The sequence below is a fragment of the Thalassoglobus neptunius genome, from assembly GCF_007859735.1.
GTDB lineage: Bacteria > Planctomycetota > Planctomycetia > Planctomycetales > Planctomycetaceae > Thalassoglobus > Thalassoglobus neptunius.
Genome location: NZ_SIHI01000123.1, coordinates 1 through 2,249, shown reverse-complemented (window position 1 = coordinate 2,249; position 2,249 = coordinate 1). Strand labels below are relative to the sequence as shown.

The 2,249-nt window shown below is 49.0% G+C and carries 2 protein-coding genes; both read right to left on the bottom strand.

Annotated features, from left to right (window positions below; all coding sequences use genetic code 11):
• Positions 1-33 precede the first annotated feature (33 nt).
• A complete protein-coding gene (locus tag KOR42_RS26085; protein ID WP_146512725.1) occupies positions 34-630 on the bottom strand; it encodes a hypothetical protein in 597 nt (198 codons plus the stop codon).
• A gap of 349 nt (positions 631-979) precedes the next feature.
• A complete protein-coding gene (locus KOR42_RS26080) occupies positions 980-1,570 on the bottom strand; it encodes an RNA polymerase sigma factor (RefSeq protein ID WP_146512724.1) in 591 nt (196 codons plus the stop codon).
• Positions 1,571-2,249 lie beyond the last annotated feature (679 nt).

The window sequence follows — 2,249 nt, the reverse complement described above, 5'->3', positions numbered from 1 at the left end:
GAATCATTTCGATCATCTCCCACTGAAGGTCAGTCAGGTCACTTGGGTACGCTTTTCGAATCGCCTCGGACACCGTGCACTCCTTTGCGTTGATGAACCGCAAAGTGTGAACAAAACCAGACTTTCACAAAACCTCAGTTTCCGGATAGCCTCTGAGTCTTCAGCTAGCTTATCGAAAGATTTCCTGTCACCGGAAATGTCTGTCATGTCGCGCCCTAGTTGTTTGACAACAGTCGAACCATCATGGATCGTCACAAGGAACAAAGCGCCCTTGGCAAGTTGATATTCTGTGTCATTGATAGTCATCGTTCCTGTAGATACAGGCTGCGGCTCAGCGGTGCATTCCCATTTGATCGCATGGCCCGCTGAACTGGTAAGAGTTCCGTAGTAACCTTCGTCACCGGAACGACCAGACGATTCTTCGGACAACGTGAGGTCGGTCCAAATAATGAAACTCACTACACCGTTAGAGTACGAGCCGTATTCCACGCGAGTGTCAATCGACAACTCACCAAAACGTCCGGTCAATAGTCCAGATGATTTGGCCGCTGAAGGCGCGGGCGGATTGCATCCATTGAGAACGATGGCACATCCCAAAATTGTGAGCATCAATTGTGAGATTGGGGGCATGAAATTTCTTGTCCTTGGCACATAACTTGATTTAGACTGAGTTTTTATAGTATTGCTCGCTAGAAAATTAAGTTCTAAAATTCTGTAAAACCGGAACGTAAATTCAATGTCTCCTGTCATTCGAGCTTGCCAAAGGCAATAAGTTGCTCATTCTTCGGGTGAATTGCTGAATTGTTCATGGCAATGTTATTCAGTGCGTGGTCAGGTGGATAACGGGTGGGTAAATGGAAAGAGCGAGAATCCTCCAATTCTTACACCTGTCGGAAAAACTTTGTCAAAAAATTGCAATTCGCATGTTTTGAGAGACTTGTAAAGTGCCTGATTTTCACATCACGGTCCCGCTCGCATACTAATGGGATTCAACGAGACCGTCCGCCTCATGACGCAGAGCGGTCAGCACGCGATTGCGGGCCACATAAACAGACCCAATTGCCATGTCCAGGTCCGCCGCCACTCGAGCTGGTTTTTGTCCCTCGAATATCTGCCGTCGGAACGCTTCCCAGGTCTTCGGCTCGAATCTGGACCGAACGAGTTCCATGAGCCGAGCAATTACGTCACGATCATGCTGCTCGTTCCAAAAGCGACTTAACTGGTTGTTTTCGTCTGAAAGCTGATTGAGTTGTTCGAGCACACTAGTGCCCCCTTTGGCGGGCGGATGCTGTTTCTTGCTCCGCCAGTAGTTTTGCAGTCGGTGCACAAGGATCTTTCGTAGCCAACTTCGGAATGCCCCGGTCCGCTCGTTGTGCTTAAATTTAGGCAGTTCCTGAAAAACGACGGCCAGTACTTCTTGAACAAGATCATCCGCGTCAGCCCCAGTCACTTCATACGATCGCAACCACTTCTGCATCAACGGTACATATAACTCCACCAGTTTATTCCAGGAATCTGAGTCGGTTCCCTGGCGGATTCTCGCAAGAAAGCTTAGTGAAGTCTCAGTCATGCTGGTCTCACTTTAGAATTTGGCTGATTATCCCGTCATATGGCTGTTGCGTCAAATCTGCCTTCAATTGTCAGAATCGACCTGACATGGCAAGAGTGTCTGGCGTATGGCGGTCTTCAAGCCCGCTATGCGAAATATCTGTTTAAAAAACGGTGACCAACGACAACTCGCGTCGGTTGAACAAACAAAATTCACTTCGGGACGTTTCATCCCAGTCTTCGAAGCACTTGAGTCACCCGAGCGCGACTTACGTCGAGGAATCTAGCTAGTTCTGCCCTAGTTTCAACCTCGCCTGAATCGAGCAATGACTGGTAGTATCGAGCTCGCTCCATGCCATCCGGCCGTGGTTTCTTTTGTTCGCATTTGGCCTTCGGAATGGCTGAAATGGGGTTCCAAGGGTAAAACTCAATTTTCGCCGATCGACGTAAGCTGTTGATAAGAAAAGCTCCTAGCTCAACGAGCCCGTGTTCGCATAGTGGGTGACTCGGGGAGGGGTGCCAATTCCTCCGACGGAAGCAAAGAGACATAGTCGCACAAGCCGCCTTCAAGCCTGCGGCTACACATAGAGTCATTACCCAAGGATTCGAGGCCGTAATTTGCCTTCATCAGAGTGCGAAGTTCCTCTCGGTCTTTCTGCCAACCATAGTTTGGATTCTTCGCTGTGAACATTGTCAACGCA

Coding starts and splice junctions, on each gene's coding strand:
- KOR42_RS26080 (WP_146512724.1), bottom strand. CDS start 1,570: ATGACTGAGACTTCACTAAGCTTTCTTGCGAGAATCCGCCAGGGAACC.
- KOR42_RS26085 (WP_146512725.1), bottom strand. CDS start 630: ATGCCCCCAATCTCACAATTGATGCTCACAATTTTGGGATGTGCCATC.